A 17,291-nucleotide genomic window follows, 5' to 3' on the forward strand; every position below is an offset into this window, starting at 1 on the left:
ATGGGCCGGACTTCCCCGCTATGGTGCCGACAACGTCGAGAACACCGGGGGTTTCGATGGCCGGACGTCACGCGCTCCTCCTCGGAGTCCCCGAGTGCGACGACGGCCGGTTCAGCCCCATCGGCGACGTGGTCCGCCGCGACATCTCGGCCATGCACCACGCCCTCGACCAGTCCGGCTACACGGTCACCACTTTCGGCGTCGACGGCCCGGAACCGACGCGCAACCGGATCGCCCGCGCGATCCAGCAAGCGTTGGCCGACGCGCCGCCCGACAGTGTGCTGCTGCTCTATTTCTCCGGGCACGGCGTAAGTATGGACGGCTCCGACTTCCTCGTCCCGAGCGATGCGGACGGCACGGACGCCGACGACCTCGTCCCGGTGATCCCGCCGGACCTCGGCGCGTGCCCGGCGCGGCTCGTGGTCTTCTTCGTGGACGCGTGCCGCGACGACCCCGCGCGGGGCGACGTTCCCGAGCCGGGCGCCGTGGTGACGTTCCGGGCCGGGGGCTCGTTCGTCCTGGTCAACGGGTGCGGGCCGGGTCAGCGCTGCCATTACACCGAGAGCGGCAGCGTGTTCACCCAGGTCCTCGCGCAGGTGTTGGACCGGCGGCACCCGGCGCGGACGCTCGGCGGCGTCGTGGACGAGGTCACCCAGGAGATGCGGCGGCGCACCCGGCACACCGACCTGCGGCAGGAGCCGGGCGTGCCACATCCGGCAATGCTGGCCGACGCCCGGGACGTCCCGATCTGTGACGGGGACGAGCTGACCGGCGCCTGGCAGCGCGCCGCCGAGGAGACCGCGTTGTGGGGAAGCTGCGCCGCGCCCCTCCGCACGGCCGTCCTCGACCTGGTCGCGGACTGCGCACGCCGGTGCGGCGCCGCGTACAAGGCTTTGCGCGCGCGTATCGGCATCGAGGACCCGTGGTTCGACCAGAACTACCCGAGCCGCGTCCTCGCGCGGACCGCCGAACTGCTCGCCCGTCCGGACGATCTGACGTCCGCCGAGGCGGCGCTGCTGGTCGCCGTCCCGTTCCTGCGGGAAGTGGTGCTCGCCGAAGGAATTCGGCTCGCGGCGGGCATCAAACCGGCCGACTTCACCCGCACCTACCGGGAGGGGCCGCGCACCGACCTGGAGATCACGCACGAGATGTACCAGCAGATGGTGCGCCGTGCCGAGGGTCTCGGGCGGCGCGGAGAGACGGCCAAGCGGGACGCGCTCGCGATGTGGCTCGTCCACGAGTGGCTGTCCACGCGGCTGTCGGTCTGGCAGAGCCCGGCCGCAGCCGAGTGCTACCGACGCGGCGCGCTTCTACTCGACGGGGACGCGCGAGGCCTCTCGGCCGCCGAGGTGCCCAAGTTGGTCGAAGCCCTGGTGCGGGCGGTCGGGGCGCGTCCGGCGGACCGGCTGGTCCTGGATCGGCTCAACGCGGCGTACCTGGACGACCGACGCCGCTCGCTGGCGGCCGTCCTGTGGCTCGGCGGCATCCTGGCCGCCGACCTGCGCCGGATGCCGCCGGTCATCGCCGACCACATCGGCACCCGCATGGAACTCGCTCTCCCAACGGTGCGGAACGCGGCGGACCGGCTCGCGTGGGAGGGCCGCGGCGACGCCTGCGAGCTGCGCATGCCATGCGACCACCCGGCGCAGTACGCGGCGTTCGAGGACCTCGTCCTGCGCGCCGACCGCGCCCGCGCGTCGATCGCGGAACTTCCGCTGGACACCGGCCTCGTGTCCTTGCCGTCCCGATTCACGGCGGACGGCCTGCGCGCCGAACGGCGCCCCGACGACACCGACGCGTTCGACGTGCCGCTCTCAAGGTTCCGCCTGTCAGAAGACAAGGTCCGCGAACTGCTAATGGGCCGCCAGCTCTACGACGACCCGGCGCTCTCGATCCGCGAGCTGTACCAGAACGCTCTGGACGCCTGCCGCTACCGCGACACGCGCCTCAAGGGCCTCCGCTCGTCCGGCCGCAACCCCGCCGCGTGGACGGGCCGAATCATCTTCCGCCAGGGCACGGACACCGACGGCCGCGAATACATCGAGTGCGAAGACAACGGCGTCGGCATGGACACCGACACGCTGAAACACGTCTTCGCCAACGCCGGCGAACGCTTCGTCTACCGCGAGTCGTTCCGCGCCGAACAGGCCGCGTGGGCCGACCTCACCCCGCCCCTGCGGCTGGTCTCCAACAGCCAGTTCGGCGTGGGCGTGTTCAGCTACTTCATGCTGGCGGACGAGATCACGGTGGAAACTCGTCCCGTCAATACGAACGGCATCGTCTCCGACCGCGCCTACCGCGTCGACATCGCGAGCAGCGGCTCCCTCTTCCAGATCACCGCGTCCGACGAAATGCACGGCGGAGGAACCCGCGTCCGCCTCTACCTGACCGGTGACGAACGCGTCTCGGCGGCTGCGACGCTGCGCAAGCTCCTGTGGATCTCCGACTACCGCGTGGAAGTCCACGGCGAACGGCCGACGCCGGAGATCTGGAAGCCGTGCGAGCTGCGCTATCCCGACGACAGCACCGAGCCGGTACGGTTCGGCGACGACCTCTGGTGGGTGTCGGGCGAGGGCGGGTTCGCCGCCGACGGCATCCGCACCGAGAAAAAGTTCTTCGGTCTGATCGTGAACCTCCGCGACGCGCGTCGCCCGCAATTCACGGTGGACCGCAAGACGCTCCGCATGTGGGACAAAAAATGGGTCAACGAGCAGATCGCGGCTTCCTTGCCGGATCTGATGGCCTGGTCCGGGCTGACGCTCAACTGGCTCTGGCAGGTCACCGAGTCCGCGCCGGAGATCGCCCAGCAGGTCTTCGACCATCTGGTCGAACGCCGACACGCGCTGCCGATCGGAAGCTCCTGGGCCCAGGACGCCGAAGCGCTTCTGAACGAGATCGGCTGTCTTCCCGACGACCGCAAACTGTTCGAGCAGGATCGCTACCTCGGCTACGGCCACTGGTTCACGACCTGGCGAACAGGGATCTGGTCCAGGCTGGTCAGCTTCCGGTTGCGAACACGGGACAGACCGAGCACGGTCGCCACGGAAGGCTTCCCGGTCATCGAACCCGGCGACGCGGAGATCATCGCAAAACTCGAGCACAGTGGCGACCGGCGGCTCACCGCCGACGAGTTCCTCGCGGCGACGATCCACGCCGACCGGCCGCTCGCGACAGGCCTGCGCCGACTGCGGCGATACGCGATCACCGGACTCGACGTCTCGGCGCTGCGGCACTGCCCGCCCCTGGATCTGACCATCGAAAAGGAAGAGGAACGGCCGCTGGCGCGCGCTTTCGCCGCCTGGGCCCCGCCCGGTTCGCCACCCGCCGTAGGGAACGCCCGCTGCATCATTTATGCGTCGGCTGAACTAGGCCTGCCGCTGGGCCAGGTCGTCGCCCGCGTAGGCGACCTCATGCCGGACGGTTGGACGTCGCCCGATCTCGGTTCCGCTGGACTGGCCGACTACACGTGCACAAACGCCGACGTCAAGCTCGTCTCCGCCGACATGGACGGGGTTCGCCCCTGGTTCGACGGACCGCTGGAACCGTTCCAGCTCGTCGCGGCGTCCGGCGCGCTCGGGCGCGAGGTCAACGAGGTCCTCGCGCTCTGCGACATGTTCGCACCGCTGGGGATGACGGTGGCCGGACGCGACCGGTATCCGGACGATCTCACGATCATGGAGATCGAGACACTGCGCTATGTGCGCACGGTCGGCCGGCCTCTGACCCCGTTGAATCTCGTCATGGTCGCCGCGAAGATCGGAGACACCCTGTTCGGGCTCCACGATGGTCTCGCCCGTCTGGAGGAACAGGGGTTGATCCGGCGTCCCGACATCGCCGGTCTGCCCGATCGCCGTGCGGAACCCGAGGAGTTCGACTTTCTCTACAACCCGACGACCGAGTTCGCGGACTACTCCGTTCTGCGGGTCTTCAGGTCGAAGAAACCGTGCATGGTCATCTTGAAGCACATGGGCCCGCGTGAGACGTCGCAGCGCAACATCGCTTTGACCCAGCGGCTGGCCCCCCTCGCACGGCCCGATGGACCGGTGAGCTACCCCGAACTGGTAGAGGCCGCCGGAGAGCTCCGCTGTTCCGTGGCCGAGGCCCGCGCGCAGCTTCTGGAGACCTATCCGGACGCCGACGTGCCTCCGGCGCACCGGACGGCTGAGACCCTGTACCCGACGTTCGATCTGGACCAGATCGTCCTCGGTCGCTGGATGGACGAGAGCGGGCCGCGAGAATGGCGTATCGAACCGGCGACCATCATTCGGGGGGCGGAGCAGTTTGGTTATTCGCTCGGGCATTTCCTGACGATCCTCGCCCCCTACGGTGAGCTCGGCGCGATACTTCCGGACGTCTGGCCCAAGACTAAAAACGAATTCAACCGGTTCTATCCGGACGTATACGACGCCGACATCGTCCAAGACTTCGACGAGCACGGCCGCGAGGCGCCCGTGTCTCGTTTCGACGCGCTGCGGCTCGTCCGGATCGCCGGACGGCTCGGGATGCCGCCCACCGAAGTCCACCGGCGGCTGTCCCGGATGGCGCCGATCGGTCTGGAGTTGGTCTATCCGCAGGACGCGGTGCCGGACGAGATCGTGCGGTGGCAGGACGTTCTGCTGCTCACCGAGTACCTGGACGGGCAGGAGCCGGCCGTATCGGGGCAGGTCAGTGCGGAGCATGTGGCGTGGGCGGCCACTGAGACCGAGGAGTCGGAAGAGTGGATCGTGGGGAGGCTCGGGGTGTACGCAGCGTTGTTCGGTCTGGAATTGGAGCATCTGCGTGTCTGACGAGCCCGACCATCACCGGGACCTCGGGTACACCGAGACCGAGTTCCCGCCGCAGCAGTTCAGCGTCGCCGAGTCCGAGCGCGGCCTGACGATCAGCGGGACGTGCCCGGCGTGCGGCGGACGGACGGTGACGACGCTCGGCCGGGGCAGTCCGGAGGGGACCAAGGGGTTCTTTCGGCGCGGTGCGGTGCGGACGAATGCGGCGCCGCGCACGGTGACCGTGTACTGCGAGTGCGGGCACGTCCACGCGGACCGTCCGGCGGACGCGATCGACGCGGGCTGCGGCGCGTTCTGGGACGTCGAGCTGCCGTGAGCCTCGACAAGAAGCGCTGGGCACAACGAGCGCAGGCGCTCAAGTTCACCCAGCTCGACGGCGCCCGCAAGCAGGCGGAGGCCTGGCGGACGGGCCTCGGCGGGCTGACGGCACTGCTCGGCGCCGTCCTCATCGTCAAGGGCCGCGACAACGTCACCGCCCTGACGCCCGGCTTCCGGTGGTTCGTGGTGGTCCTCATCGGGGTGGCGCTCGGCCTGCTCGTCGCCGCGACGCTGAATGCGGTGCGGGCGGCGGCCGGCGATCCGGGAGCGGACATCCTGCTCAGCGGCGAGTCCCTGGAGGCGTGGACGGCCGACGAAGTCAAACGCGTCTCCAAAGCGATCCGCCGCGCCGCATGGCTCACCACCACCGCCGTCGCCTGCCTGGCCCTCGGCATCGGCGCGACCTGGCTCGGTCCGGCGGAGAAGCCCGAGAAAGCCCTGATGGAAGTCCTTTACGCGGGCGGACGGGCCTGCGGCGAGATCGGCGGCGCGGACAAGGGCCAGCTGATCGTCCGGGAGGCGCGGCGCCCGGTGGTGGTGCCGCTCGCGACCGTCCAGCGGATGCGGGCCGTCGCGTCGTGCGGCTGAGGACGGGTACGGCCCCGTCATGAGCGCAGAGCCTTACGTCCCCGAGCACGCCGACCTCGGCGAACTCCAGAAAGCGGCGGCCGGATGCGAAGGCTGCCACCTCTACGAGGACGCCACGCAGACCGTGTTCGGCGAGGGCGGCGCGGACGCGCGGGTCGTCCTCGTCGGCGAGCAGCCCGGCGACCAGGAGGACAAGCAGGGCCACCCGTTCGTCGGCCCCGCCGGACGCGTCCTGGACCGCGCACTGGACGAAGCGGGCATCGAACGCGACGACGCCTACGTCACGAACGCCGTGAAGCACTTCAAGTTCTCCCGCCAGGGCAAACGAAGAATCCACCAGAAACCGGGTATCACCGAGCTGCGCGCCTGCCTCCCCTGGCTGAGAGCCGAACTGACCACGCTCAACCCCGAGGTGATCGTCGCGCTCGGCGCCACGGCCGGCCAAGCCCTGCTCGGCCCGGAGTTCCGCGTGACGAAGCAACGCGGCGTCCCTCTCCCCTGCCCGCCCCTGGACCGCCTCGGCACCCGCGAGGAGCAGGGCGAAGGACGCATCGTCGCGACGATCCACCCGTCCGCCGTGCTGCGCGCCGAGGACCGCGACGCCGCCTACGACGGCCTCCTCGCCGACCTCCGCGTGGCGGCGGCCCTGCTCGCCTGACCAGCGCATGGCCGAGCACGCCCCGGGTACGCGGACGGACGACGAAAGGAGCGGCACGATGACCAACATCCAGCAACCGTCCATGCGCCGTTCGGGCCACACCCCGACCACCGCGCAGCCCCCGCCCGAGGCGACCCAGCCGAAGGGCTCGCGCCGCCGCGTCCACCCGCACGGGACGGACAAGGGCGCGAAGGGCGGCGGCCAGGGCGGCGGCACCCCGCCCGCCCAGCGCCCCGACCACCCGGACTGACCCGCCCGGCCCGCCCCCACGAAACGGGGGCGGGCTGTGGGACGGTGCCGGGGACACTGTTCCCCCGAGGACGGGAGACCCCGGCATGACCGAAACGTCCGTGCGGCTGGAGGCCGACGGCCCCGTCCGGCATCTGGTGCTCGCCGCGCCCGCCCGCCGCAACGCGCTCACCGCCGCGATGCTGCGCGAGCTGGCGGACGCCGTCACGGCCGTGGGCGACGACCCGGACGTGCGGGCGCTCGTCGTCCGCGCCGAGGGCCGGGCGTTCTGCGCGGGCGCCGACGTGACGACGCTGTTCGGCGACCTGGACCGTCCGACCGGCGCGATCCGCGACGACCTCAAGGGCGTCTACGCGGCGTTCCTCGGCCTCGCCGACCTGAGCATTCCGACGATCGCGGCGGTGGACGGCATAGCGGTCGGCGCGGGCGCGAACATCGCGCTGGCCTGCGACATGGTGATCGTCGGGCCGCGCGCCGCGTTCGCGTTCAGCTTCGCCGACATCGGCCTGCATCCGGGCGGCGGCGCGACGTGGTTCCTGACGTCCCGGCTCGGCGGGCACCGGGCGCTCGCGACCGTCCTGGACGCCGACACCATCGACGCCGACCGCGCGATGGACCTCGGCCTCGCCACCCGCCGCGCCGACGACCCCGTCCACGCCGCCACTGAACTGGCGAAACGCTGCGCGGAGAGGGACCCCGCGCTCGTCCGGGACATGAAGCGCGCGGTGCGGCTCGCCGAGACGGGCACGCCGGACGCGGTGGTCGAGTTCGAGGCCTGGGCGCAGGCCGCGTCCGTCGGACGGCCCGCCTTCGCCCGCTATGTCGCCGAGTTCCGCGCCCGCGCACAACCGCGCAATGCTTGATCAACAGCATGTCGGCGCAGCGTGCCACGGGGGCGTTGCGCGCGCGCAAGCCTCCGTGACCGCGCGCTCGCCGAGGCGTCAAGATGGCTGTCGTGCGGGTCTCGCCGACAGGCCCGCCGGTCCGCGCCCGTGATCCTCCGCCCTCTCCCCGGGGCGGAGGTCCGGCCAGCCCGTCCCGTCCAGGGGCGGCGCGGCCGGCCAGGACGGAAGGTGGCCCGCTGTGGGAACCGTGCTGAGCCTGGGGCCGATCCCGGCGGAGTGCCCACCGCGCCGGCCCGTCCCGGCGCCGAACGCGGCGCGGATGGACAACCACTATCTGGGCGGCAAGGACACCTACGCCGCCGACCGCGCCCTCGCCGACCGCGTGGTGGAGCTGGCGCCGGTCGTCCCGTCGCTGGCCCGCGCCGGGCGCGCGTTCCTGCGCGCGAGCGCGCGGCGGCTGGCGGGCGCGGGGCTGCGGCAGTTCCTCGACGTCGGGTGCGGGCTGCCGCTGCCCGGCGAGCGGCTGGACGAGATCGTCCGGCGGGTGGACCCGCGCAGCCGCGTCGCCTACACCGACCGCGACCCGATGGTCGTGTGCCACGCGCGGGCGCTGCTCGCGGTGGAGGCGGGGACGTCCGCCGCGCAGGCCGACCTGCGCGAGCCGGTGCGCCTCCTGCACCACCCCGAGGTGCGTCGCGTCATCGACCCGGACGCCCCGACGGCCGTGTTCCTCGTCAACGTCCTGCCCTTCGTGACCGACGCCGACGAGCCGTGCACGATCATGCGGGAGCTGCTGGAGGCGCTGCCGCCGGGCAGCCATGTGGTCCTGTGCCACCCGGTCCGGACGCCCGCGCTCGACGCCGCCGCCGCATTGTGCCGGGAGGCGGACGTCGCGTTCGTCCCGCGCGACGAGGAGCGGATCGCCGGGCTCCTGCGCGGCTGGGAGACGCTTCCCGCGCAACCGTCCGACGACGACGAATCGGCGCTCCCCCTGCTGCGCCGCGTCGGAAGAAAGGCGGCGTGACCGCGTTAACCGGCATGGTGGCCCGGCCGGGGCGCGCCCCGTTAGAATCAGGCGTCCGGCGCAGGTCTATTCCAGGGCTTTGGATGGCAACCGACAGCGAGCCGAAACCCCTCTCGGAGATCGCGGCCGAGGTCGGGCTGAACATCTCCGACGTCGCGGCGTTCTCCGGACTGGACGAGAGCACCGTCTTCCGGCTGTGGGAGAACCGGCACTGGCTGGAACGGGCGAGCGGCCGGTCGCTGCAGAATCTCATCTCGTCCGTTCCCGGCATCGCCGAATACGTCACGACGCATTCGGTGGTGAAACGGCGGGAATCGCTGGTGGCCGATCTGGACGCGGCGGGGCTCACGGTCGATCTGACGGTGCTGCGCTCGTCCACCGTGGCCCAGCAGCACCTGCTGAACGCCCTGGAGGCGGGCCTGCAGATCATGCGGGGCGAAAAGCCGCCGCGCGTGGCGTCCTACCTGGCGCGGTTCTGGGGCCGCGAGCAGGACCGGGCGCTGGAATCGCTGTTCGCCACAGAGAACGGCCTGATCACCGACCCCAGGCCGTTGTTCGACGCCGCCATCGAGATCGCCCCCCGCCTGAACCAGCGCGCGTACTCGTTCCATTCCATCCTGGCCCTCAACATCCTCACGCACCAGGTCAGCAAGGTGACGCGGGAGCTCTCGGAGGACCTCGCGTTCGAGGTCCCCGGACGGCAGTCGGCGTTCATGCTGCGCGGCGTCGTGATGGGCACGCTGATCGCCACCGACGACATCGACCTCGCCGAGCGGTACCGCCGCATTCTGGAGGCGACGCCGATGTACGCGGGCCTGGAGGAATGGTCGCTCCCCACCTACGCGCGCGACGGGCGCGTCACGTCCGATTTCACGCTGCCGAGCGATCTGTCGCTGCGCCACACGGCGGTCGAAGTGCTGCGCGAGATCGACGCGTACAACGACGCGTATTTCTATTACCTGGTCTCCACCTATCTTCCGCTGGCGCTGCGCAGGGACCCGAAGTTCGGCGGACGCGTCGCCGAACTGGCCGCGGCGGTCCGGCGGCGGCGGGAGACGGTGACGGACCGGAAGATCCGCGAGACCTGCGACCGCCTGCTGCGGCGGCTGGCGGCGCTGACCTGACGCACGAGGAGAGTGGGGGGCCGGTGGACGAGACGAGCGAGACGTTCGCGAAAGTGACGCGCGAGCGGTGGGAGGCCAACGCGGCGTACTGGGTCAAGGTGATCCGGGAGAACCGCGATCGGTACCGGACGGACCTCACCGACCGGGCCGTCATGGACGCGATCGGCCCGGCCGACGGATGCCGCGTCCTGGACGCGGGCTGCGGCGAGGGCTACCTGTCGCGGCGGCTGGCGACGCTCGGCGCGGACGTCGTCGGCGTGGACGCGGCACAGAACCTCGTGGACGCCGCGTCCGCCGTCCCCGTCGACGGCCCCGGCGCCGCCCGCTTCCTGCGCGCGAGCGTGGACGACCTACCGCTCCCCGACGCCGCCTTCGACCTGGTGGTCTGCAACCACCTGTTCAGCCACCTGCCCGAGCCGTCGCACGCGATCAACGAGTTCGGCCGCGTCCTGCGCCCCGGCGGCCGGCTGATCATCCTGACGCTGCACCCGTGTTTCTACGTCTTCGATTCCGAGCGGGGAGCGTCCAACAGCGTCCCGGCGTCGGAGTACTTCGGCACGCGCGGCATCGACCAGCGCTTCCTCGTGGACGGCCTGGAATCCCCCTCCATGATCACGTCCTGGCTGCGTCCGCTGGAACACTACGCTGGAACGCTCCGAGACGCCGGTTTCGTGCTCGCCGACCTGCGCGAACCCCACCCGTCCCCCGAACAACTCCGCGACGACCCGTGGTGGAAGGAAAGCTTCCCCGCCGCCCTCTTCCTCCTCCTGATCGCCGAACGCCGCTGACCCCGGCGTCTCCGCCGGGGCCGGGCGCGTCAGGTCAGCGGGGGCGGGGGAAGGCGTTGCGGCGGGCGTAGGCGTTCAGGGCGGCCCAGTCGTCGCCGGTGTGGGCGTGGTTCGGGTCGAGGCAGCCGAGGGTCGCGGGCTGGGGGACGGTGTAGCGGGGGGCCTTCAGGTTCGGGGGGTTGTCGAAGTCGAGGACCTCGGCGAGGTTGCGGGCCGCCGCGTCGCGGACGGAGAGGGGGTCCAGGCCCCAGCGCCATTCGACGAGCTTCAGGACGGACGTGTGGTCGTAGGTCTCGTGGGCGACGGCGCCGCGGCGGGCGCGGGGGGAGATCAGCAGGCACGGGACGCGGAAGCCGCGCAGGCCCGTGCCGAGGTCGGGGCGCGGGTCGGGGCCCGTGGGCGGCGGGACGTGATCGAAGAAGCCGCCCCATTCGTCGTAGTTGATGATGAGCAGGGTGCGTTCCCAGTTCGGCGAGTTCACCACGGCCGTGTAGACCTTGTTGAGGAACGCCTGGCCGAAGCGGATGTCGGCTAGCGGGTGCTCGTCCTCCGAGAGGCCGGGGAGCAGTTCGCCTAGGAAGCCCGGTTCCACGAAGCTCAGTGCGGGCAGGTTGCCGTTCTTGGCGTCGTTGTAGAACTCCCAGATGTTCTTGCTGATGTCGAGGTGTTTCAGGCCCCACAGGGCCGTGAACGGGACGTCGCTGAAGTAGTAGCGCGCCGGGATCTTCTTGGCGGCCAGGCGGTCCCAGATCGTCGTCAGTTCGGAGAGCGCGAACGTGTTGGAGATCCGGTCGGTCTGCGCCGCGTGCTGGAAGATGCGATTCGGGAACGTGGACGACATGACGGCCGGGAAATAGCGGTCGCAGACCGTCCAGTCGCGGGCGGCGTGGCCGTGGAAGCCGAGGTCGGCGCCCTCGTAGTAGCCGATGCAGAAGACGTCGTTGTTCCCGGCGCGCAGCCAGCCGTCGCAGGCGCCGTCGTTGTACTCGGTGCGTCCGCCGGCGTAGGTGTGGTCGGGGTCCTGGAAGCCGCAGCCGTGCGGGACGGTCAGGTGGTGGGTGGCGTGGGACGCGCCGGACGCGTCGGTGAACGTCAGGCCCGCCTGGCGTCCGTCCGCGCCGGGCAGCCACCCGAGGTAGTGGTCGAACGACCGGTTCTCCATCATCACGACGACCACGTGGTCGATGCCGGAGTCGCCCGGGTCCGGGAGCGTCCCGACCGGCGCGGTCGCCGCCGTGGCCGCCGCGCCGCCGCCCGCGGCGACGACCGCGGCTCCCGCCGTCCCGGCGAGGAATCCCCGCCGGGTGAGTTCGTCGATGTTCATGTTCGGCCTCCCGTCGCTGCGCCGCCGAGCCGAAGTATCACGACTCGTGCGGCTCCGGGGAAGAACGGGAGGCGAGTGGAAGATGAAGGAAATTCATCCCCAAAAGACGGCAGAATGGGGTTCTAGAACCCGAGGAGGCGCTCATGACCGTCCGCGTCGAACGACGGGACTCCGTCGCGCTGGTCGGCATCGACCGGCCCGATCGCCGCAACGCCGTCGACCGGCCGACGGCGGACGCGCTGGTCGCCGCGTTCCACGACGTCGAGAACGACGACGCGGTGACCGCCGCCGTCCTGTACGGCACCGGCGGCACGTTCTGCGCGGGCGCCGACCTGCGCGCCGTCGGCACCCCGGACGGCAACCGCGCCGAGCCCGACGGCGACGGGCCGATGGGGCCGACCCGGATGCGGCTGTCCAAGCCCGTCATCGCGGCGGTGAGCGGGCACGCCGTCGCGGGCGGGCTGGAGCTGGCGCTCTGGGCGGACCTGCGGGTCGCCGACGAGACCGCCGTGTTCGGGGTGTTCTGCCGCCGCTGGGGCGTCCCGCTCATCGACGGCGGGACGGTCCGGCTCCCCCGCCTCATCGGGCAGAGCCGCGCGCTGGACATGATCCTCACCGGCCGTCCGGTGGACGCCGCCGAGGCGCTGGCGATGGGCCTGGCCAACCGCGTCGTCCCCGCCGGGACGGCCGTGGACGCGGCGGTCGAGCTGGCCGCGTCGCTCGCGCGCTTCCCGCAGACCTGCCTGCGCGAGGACCGCGCGTCCGTCCTCGACCAGTGGGGCCTGGACGAACCGGACGCCCTCGCCGTCGAATGGCGCCACGGCATGACGTCCCTGGCCGCCGACGCGGTCGACGGCGCGGCCAGGTTCGCGGCGGGCGCCGGGCGGCACGGCGCGTTCGACGCGGGCTGAGCTGGGAGAACGCGTCCGGTTCGTCCGCCGCGCCAGCCTGGATCGGGCCTCCGCCGCTCCGTACGATGACGGCCCGTGCCCGACGTTCCCGCCGCCTTCGAGCTGCCCTCCGCCGGACGCGCCGCGCTGTTCCCCACGGTCACCGTCCTCGCGTGGCTGAGCGTGGCGTGCCTGTTCGCGTCGGCCGTCCTCGCGCTCGCCGGACGCCCCTACGCCGCGTTCGGCTGCGGCGCCGCCGGGACCGTGCTGCCCGCCGCGGCCGTCGCGGCGGGCCGGACGCTGCGCCGCAGCGGCCTGGCGCGGCTCGTCCTGGACGCGCGCGGCCTGCGCTCGGTGACGGCTGAAGGGGACACGTGCTGGACGGTCGCCTGGACCGAGCTGGCGGACGTCGTCGTCGGCCCCGGCGTCCTGTCCCTGTTCCCGTTCGAGGGATTCGCCGCGCGTCACCCCGAGATGGCCGGGATGTGGGCGGGCGACGGCGCCTACCGCGTCCTGTTCTCGCACCGGCTGCGCTCCTGGCGGGAGCTGCGCGCGGCCGTCGACGCGTTCGCGCCGCACCTGCGCCGGGGACCCGACGGCCCCGCGACGCCCGCGGGCGCCCTCGGCGCGGGCCGCTACGGCGTGTCCCGGCTGCTGCTGCGCGCCGAGCCGGTCGCGAGCCCCGGGCGGCGTCCGGCCGAGGTGGTCGCGGCGGTCGCGGGGCTCGCCGGGTGGGGCGCGGTGCTGTCGGGGCACCAGGCCGAGCGCGCCATCCACGCCGCGCACGCGAGCGGGGCCGTCGACGTCGGACGGCTCCTGCTCGTCGGGCTCGGCCCGCTGCTGCTCGCGGCGCTGCTACGGCGGGTGTGGGCGGGCGCGCCGACCGCGCTGTGGGCGCTCGCCGTCTACGGCCGCAACGTCGGCGGCCTGCTCACGGCCGCGCTGCTGCTCATCTACCTCGTGACGCGCGGGGTCGCGGCGCTCGCGGGGACGCCGAGCCCGGAGCCGTCCGCCGGGGACCTGCTGCTGTGGGCGGGCGCGCCGCTGCTCGTGGTCGCGGGCGCGCTGCTGCACCGCCGCCGGGTCTGGGCGTGGGTGCGGGTCAGGCCGTGAGGCCGTGCGCGGCGAGCGCGGGCAGGACGGCGGGCGGCGTCAGCGGCAGCTCGCGGAACCGGACGCCCGTCGCGTGGTGGACGGCGTTCCCGATCGCCGCCGCGACCCCGACGATCCCGATCTCGCCGATGCCCTTGGCGCCCATCGCGTTCAGGTGCGGGTCGGCCTCCTCGATCCACGCGGCGTCGATGTCGGGAATGTCCGCGCAGACCGGGACGTGGTACTGCGCGAGGTCGTGGTTGAGGTAGTCGCCGAACTCCAGGTCCAGGACGCCGCGTTCCATCAGCGCCATCCCGGCGCCCATCGTCATCCCGCCGAGGAACTGGGACCGGGCCGTCTGCGGGTTCAGGATGCGGCCCGCCGCGTACACGCCGAGCAGCCGGCGGACGCGGATCTCGCCGGTGTCCAGGTCCACGGCGGTCTCGGCGAAGTGCGCGCCGAACGCGTGCCGCGCGTACTGCGGACGGTTCTTCAGCTCGTCGGCGGTGTCGGCCTCGGCCTCCTGCGGCAGCCCGTCGCCGAGCTTGGCGAGCAGCGCCTCGCACGCGCGGGCGACGGCGTGCCCCCAGCTCGCGGTGCCCATCGAGCCGCCCGCGAGCGGCGCGCGCGGCAGGTCGCTGGAACCGATCCGCACGGTGACGGCGTCCGGCTCGGCCTTCAGCGTCTCGGCGGCGACGACGGTCAGGACGGTCCGCGCGCCGGTCCCGATGTCGGCGGCGGCGATCGAGACGGTGAACGTCCCGTCCTCGTTGGCGCGCACGCGGGCCTTGGCGGGCATCGTCATCGCCGGGTAGGTCGCGGCGGCGACGCCGGTGCCGACCAGCGTCCGGCCTTCGCGGCGGACGCCCGGACGCGGGTCGCGGTGGGCCCAGCCGAACCGGTCCGCGCCCTCGTTCAGGCACGCGACGAGGTTGCGGGAGCTGAACGGCAGGCCGGTGTCGGGGTCGGTCTCGGGCTCGTTGCGGACGCGCAGCTCGATCGGGTCGAGGCCGGCGGCGTACGCCAGCTCGTCCATCGCCGACTCCAGCACGTACATTCCGGGCGTCTCGCCGGGCGCGCGCATCCAGGACGGCGACGGGACGTCCAGCCGCACCACCTGGTGCCCGGTGTACAGGTTCGGCGTTCGGTACATGTGCCGTGTGGCGACGGCCGCCTGCTCGGCGAACTCCCGGATCCGGGACGTCTGCGCGACGGCCTCGTGCAGCACCGCGCGCAGCCGTCCGTCGGGGTCGGCGCCGAGCCGGACCCGCTGGACGGTCGGCGTCCGGTACCCGACGGTCGCGAACATCTGCTGCCGCGTCACGGCCAGCTTCACCGGGCGCCCGGCCGCGCGGGCGGCGAGCGCGGCCAGCACCGGCACCGGACGCGGCGTGCCCTTGGACCCGAACCCGCCGCCGACGTGCGGCGACACCACCGTCACGTGCTCGGGGTCCAGGCCGAAGATCTGGGCGAGCGTGTCCCGGACGACCACCGACCCCTGGTTGGAGTCGTGGACGACGAGCCGGTCGGGCGCCGTCCACTCGGCGAGCGTGGCGTGCGGTTCCATCGGGTTGTTGTACTCGGCCGGGGTCGCGTAGGTGACGTCCACGCGGACCGGCGACCCCGCGAACGCGTCCGCCGGCTCGCCGCTGCCCAACTCGGTGGCGAACCCGCCGTTCACCTTCTCCGGCCGGTACAGCCCGGGGTGGTCGGCGTCCAGTTCGACGTCCATCTCGTGCGGGGCGTACTCGATCTCCAGCAGCCGTCCGGCCTCGCGCGCGGTCTCCAGCGTCTCGGCGACGACGGCCGCGATGATCTGGCCGCGGTAGGAGACCGTCCGGGACTGGAACAGGTGCAGCTCGGCGTCCGACACGGGCGCGATGTCCGGCGGGTCCATGCAGGACAGGACGGTGATCAGCCCCGGCAGTTCCGGCGCCCGCACCGACAGCACCTCGCCGCGCGCCACGTCGGACGTCACCGCGAACGCGTACGCGACGTCCTCGGCGGGGTACTCGTAGGCGTACTTCGCCTCGCCGGTGACCTTCGCGCGGCCCTCGATCCTCATGCGTCCTCCCCGAGGCCGGCCAGCGCCGCCGTGATCACGTTGACCGCCAGCGTCACCTTGTAGGCGTTCCCGCTCAGCGGCTCGGCCGCCGCCAGCTCCGCCTCGGCCGCCGCGCGGTAGCTCGCCTCGGTCGCGGGCCGGCCGCGCAGCGCGTCCTCGGCGCGGTGCGCCCGCCACGGCCGGTGCGCGACGCCGCCGAGCGCGATCCGGCAGTCGCGGACGGTCCCGTCGGCGACGTCCAGCGCGACGGCCGCCGAGACCAGCGCGAACGCGAACGACGCCCGCTCGCGGACCTTGCGGTACCGCGCGGGCATGTCCAGCCGTCCGGGCACCTCCACGGCGGTGATGAGGTCGCCCGGCCGCAGCGTCGTGTCGCGGGACGGATCGTCGCCCGGCGATCGGTACAGCCGCGCCAGCGGGACCACGTCCTCGCCGCCGGAGTGCCGGACGCGGACCCGGGCGTCCAGCGCGGTCAGCGCGACCGCCATGTCGGACGGATGGGTCGCCACGCAGTGCGGCGAAGGGTCCAGGATCGCCATGTTCTCGTTGTCGCCGTGGACGGCCGGGCAGCCCGTGCCCGGTTCGCGCTTGTTGCACGGCTTGGTGACGTCCTGGAAGTAGGGACAGCGCGTCCGCTGGAGCAGGTTGCCGCCCACCGTGGCCTGGTTGCGGATCTGCCCGGACGCCCCCGCCAGCACCGCCTGCGCCAGCAGCGGGTGGTCGTCGCGGACGCCGAGGTCGGCGGCGAGGTCGCTGTTGCGGACGGCCGCGCCGATCACCAGCCCGCCGTCCGCGCGGTGCTCGATGCGGTCGTAGGGCAGGCGCGCGACGTCCACCAGCCGGGCCGGGGTCGCGACGCCGAGCCGCATCAGGTCCACGAGGTTGGTGCCGCCGCCGAGATACTGGGCGTCGTCGGTGTGCCGGTTCAGCGCGTCCTCGGCGGACACCGCGCGTTCGTAGGCGAAGGGCCTCATCGCGCCGCCTCCCGGACCGCCGCGACGATGCCCTGGTAGGCGCCGCATCGGCAGAGGTTGCCGCTCATCCGCTCGCGGATCTCGGCGTCGTCCAGCGGGGGTTCGGACGCGACGTCGGCGGTGACGGCGCTCGGCCAGCCCCGCGCCGCCTCGCGCAGCACGCCCGTCGCCGAGCAGAGCTGGCCCGGCGTGCAGTAGCCGCACTGGTAGCCGTCGTGCGCAAGGAAGGCCTCCTGGACGGGGCTGAGCCGCTCCCCGTCCGCCAGGCCCTCGACGGTGACGACGTCCGACCCGTCCTGCGCGACCGCGAGCGCGAGGCACGCGTTGGCGCGGCGGCCGTCGAGCAGCACCGTGCACGCGCCGCACTGGCCGTGGTCGCAGCCCTTCTTGGCGCCGGTCAGGCCCAGGGTCTCGCGCAGCGCGTCCAGCAGCGACGCGCGCGTATCGACGGTCAGCCTGCGCAGGCTCCCGTTCACGGTCAGGACGATGTTCGCGCGCACCGGCGGCGCGCTCCCGCTCACCATGATCTGTCCCCTACCCGCGTCCCGTCCCGTCTCACCCGCGGAAA

Annotated in this window: 15 protein-coding genes; 11 read left to right on the top strand and 4 right to left on the bottom strand. The window is 72.6% G+C overall.

The genetic code is table 11. The annotated features are described in order from the left end of the window. Nucleotides 1-56: 56 nt before the first annotated feature. The 9 genes from GQ466_RS18550 (at nt 57) to GQ466_RS18590 (ending at nt 10,378) form a co-directional block, all read left to right on the top strand. On the top strand, nt 57-4,787 hold the full coding sequence (locus tag GQ466_RS18550; protein WP_161104218.1) for a wHTH domain-containing protein: 4,731 nt from the start codon (nt 57-59) through the stop codon (nt 4,785-4,787). Beyond that, complete coding sequence (locus tag GQ466_RS18555; protein ID WP_161104219.1) at nt 4,780-5,100, top strand: hypothetical protein; 321 nt, start codon at nt 4,780-4,782, stop codon at nt 5,098-5,100. Before GQ466_RS18550 ends, GQ466_RS18555 begins: the two co-directional genes overlap by 8 nt. Then, nucleotides 5,097-5,690, top strand: a complete 594-nt coding sequence (locus tag GQ466_RS18560) for a hypothetical protein (RefSeq protein ID WP_161104220.1) — start codon at nt 5,097-5,099, stop codon at nt 5,688-5,690. The genes GQ466_RS18555 and GQ466_RS18560 overlap by 4 nt, the downstream gene beginning before the upstream one ends. Nucleotides 5,691-5,709: 19 nt before the next feature. Further along, nucleotides 5,710-6,348 carry a UdgX family uracil-DNA binding protein gene (locus GQ466_RS18565; RefSeq protein WP_161104221.1) on the top strand — a complete coding sequence of 213 codons (639 nt, stop codon included), beginning with the start codon at nt 5,710-5,712 and terminating at the stop codon, nt 6,346-6,348. Between the two features lie 58 nt (nt 6,349-6,406). Next, the gene (locus GQ466_RS18570; protein WP_161104222.1) at nt 6,407-6,598 is read left to right on the top strand and encodes a hypothetical protein; all 192 of its coding nucleotides are present in this window, start codon (nt 6,407-6,409) and stop codon (nt 6,596-6,598) included. 85 nt (nt 6,599-6,683) lie between these two features. Beyond that, on the top strand, nt 6,684-7,460 hold the full coding sequence (locus GQ466_RS18575) for an enoyl-CoA hydratase (RefSeq protein ID WP_161104223.1): 777 nt from the start codon (nt 6,684-6,686) through the stop codon (nt 7,458-7,460). Between the two features lie 220 nt (nt 7,461-7,680). Beyond that, complete coding sequence (locus GQ466_RS18580; RefSeq protein WP_161104224.1) at nt 7,681-8,466, top strand: SAM-dependent methyltransferase; 786 nt, start codon at nt 7,681-7,683, stop codon at nt 8,464-8,466. Nucleotides 8,467-8,549: 83 nt separating this feature from the next. Further along, entirely contained in the window at nt 8,550-9,590 is a 1,041-nt protein-coding gene (locus GQ466_RS18585) for a hypothetical protein (RefSeq protein ID WP_161104225.1), read from the top strand. 23 nt (nt 9,591-9,613) lie between these two features. Further along, complete coding sequence (locus tag GQ466_RS18590) at nt 9,614-10,378, top strand: methyltransferase domain-containing protein (protein WP_161104226.1); 765 nt, start codon at nt 9,614-9,616, stop codon at nt 10,376-10,378. Between the two features lie 34 nt (nt 10,379-10,412). Here the strand turns inward: GQ466_RS18590 and GQ466_RS18595 are convergent, their stop codons facing one another. After that, nucleotides 10,413-11,702 (bottom strand): alkaline phosphatase family protein, encoded by a 1,290-nt coding sequence (locus GQ466_RS18595; RefSeq protein ID WP_161104227.1) that lies wholly within the window; start codon nt 11,700-11,702, stop codon nt 10,413-10,415. A 143-nt stretch (nt 11,703-11,845) separates the two neighbouring features. On the opposite strand from GQ466_RS18595, the gene GQ466_RS18600 reads away from it, so the two are divergent. Then, nucleotides 11,846-12,613: a crotonase/enoyl-CoA hydratase family protein gene (locus tag GQ466_RS18600; protein WP_161104228.1), complete on the top strand. Its 768-nt coding sequence runs from the start codon at nt 11,846-11,848 to the stop codon at nt 12,611-12,613. Nucleotides 12,614-12,688: 75 nt separating this feature from the next. Continuing rightward, a complete protein-coding gene (locus tag GQ466_RS18605; RefSeq protein WP_161104229.1) occupies nt 12,689-13,705 on the top strand; it encodes a hypothetical protein in 1,017 nt (338 codons plus the stop codon). On the opposite strand, the gene GQ466_RS18610 is transcribed toward GQ466_RS18605, so the two are convergent. Genes GQ466_RS18610 through GQ466_RS18620 form a run of 3 tightly spaced genes read right to left on the bottom strand, consistent with a single transcriptional unit; the run spans nt 13,695 to nt 17,247 of the window. Next, nucleotides 13,695-15,749, bottom strand: coding sequence for a xanthine dehydrogenase family protein molybdopterin-binding subunit (locus GQ466_RS18610; RefSeq protein WP_161104230.1), 2,055 nt, complete (start codon nt 15,747-15,749; stop codon nt 13,695-13,697). The two genes, GQ466_RS18605 and GQ466_RS18610, sit on opposite strands and share 11 nt — an antisense overlap. Then, nucleotides 15,746-16,723, bottom strand: a complete 978-nt coding sequence (locus GQ466_RS18615) for an FAD binding domain-containing protein (protein WP_161104231.1) — start codon at nt 16,721-16,723, stop codon at nt 15,746-15,748. The genes GQ466_RS18610 and GQ466_RS18615 overlap by 4 nt, the downstream gene beginning before the upstream one ends. Continuing rightward, entirely contained in the window at nt 16,720-17,247 is a 528-nt protein-coding gene (locus tag GQ466_RS18620) for a 2Fe-2S iron-sulfur cluster-binding protein (RefSeq protein WP_202420724.1), read from the bottom strand. Before GQ466_RS18620 ends, GQ466_RS18615 begins: the two co-directional genes overlap by 4 nt. Between the last annotated feature and the right edge of the window lie 44 nt (nt 17,248-17,291).

The organism is Actinomadura rayongensis (assembly GCF_009831215.1).
Taxonomy (GTDB): Bacteria; Actinomycetota; Actinomycetes; order Streptosporangiales; family Streptosporangiaceae; genus Spirillospora; species Spirillospora rayongensis.

Excerpts from the sequence above, each read along its gene's own strand:
- GQ466_RS18575 (WP_161104223.1), top strand. The coding sequence starts at position 6,684 with ATGACCGAAACGTCCGTGCGGCTGGAGGCCGACGGCCCCGTCCGGCAT.
- GQ466_RS18620 (WP_202420724.1), bottom strand. The coding sequence starts at position 17,247 with ATGGTGAGCGGGAGCGCGCCGCCGGTGCGCGCGAACATCGTCCTGACC.
- GQ466_RS18610 (WP_161104230.1), bottom strand. The coding sequence starts at position 15,749 with ATGAGGATCGAGGGCCGCGCGAAGGTCACCGGCGAGGCGAAGTACGCC.
- GQ466_RS18565 (WP_161104221.1), top strand. The coding sequence starts at position 5,710 with ATGAGCGCAGAGCCTTACGTCCCCGAGCACGCCGACCTCGGCGAACTC.
- GQ466_RS18615 (WP_161104231.1), bottom strand. The coding sequence starts at position 16,723 with ATGAGGCCCTTCGCCTACGAACGCGCGGTGTCCGCCGAGGACGCGCTG.
- GQ466_RS18570 (WP_161104222.1), top strand. The coding sequence starts at position 6,407 with ATGACCAACATCCAGCAACCGTCCATGCGCCGTTCGGGCCACACCCCG.
- GQ466_RS18550 (WP_161104218.1), top strand. The coding sequence starts at position 57 with ATGGCCGGACGTCACGCGCTCCTCCTCGGAGTCCCCGAGTGCGACGAC.
- GQ466_RS18595 (WP_161104227.1), bottom strand. The coding sequence starts at position 11,702 with ATGAACATCGACGAACTCACCCGGCGGGGATTCCTCGCCGGGACGGCG.
- GQ466_RS18600 (WP_161104228.1), top strand. The coding sequence starts at position 11,846 with ATGACCGTCCGCGTCGAACGACGGGACTCCGTCGCGCTGGTCGGCATC.
- GQ466_RS18585 (WP_161104225.1), top strand. The coding sequence starts at position 8,550 with ATGGCAACCGACAGCGAGCCGAAACCCCTCTCGGAGATCGCGGCCGAG.